Raw genomic sequence first — 338 nt, 5'->3', positions numbered from 1 at the left:
ACTAACCAATGAGTCGATTGGTGTGGATGTTGGTTTAAAAGAGCTGTTTGTAGCTTCTAATGGTATGAAAGAACGAAATATAAACAAAGATGCCAAGGTTAAAAAACTTTTGAAAAGGAAAAAGTCAGCACAAAGAGATATGTCTAGGAGATTTAAAAAAGGTGTAAAAATTCAATCTGCCGGATATGAAAAAGCGAAAACTGAGCACCTGCGGTTATCTAGGAAAATTACGAATATCCGAAATAACCATATCCATCAAGCAACAGCTAAATTGGTGAAAACCAAACCAATGAGGATTGTTGTGGAAGACTTACCTATCTCAAACCTGTTAAAAAACA

General features: G+C 34.9%; 1 protein-coding gene. It reads left to right on the top strand.

Annotation, left to right across the window (positions count from 1 at the left end; genetic code table 11):
* On the top strand, positions 1–338 hold a 338-nt coding region (locus tag MR155_RS31630; protein WP_242312139.1), incomplete at both ends, for a transposase.

The sequence above is a fragment of the Bacillus cereus group sp. BfR-BA-01331 genome, from assembly GCF_022663915.1.
GTDB classification, from domain to species: Bacteria; Bacillota; Bacilli; order Bacillales; family Bacillaceae_G; genus Bacillus_A; species Bacillus_A mycoides.
The sequence above is the reverse complement of the archived record's forward strand: the minus strand, read 5'-3'. Positions and strand labels throughout refer to the sequence as shown.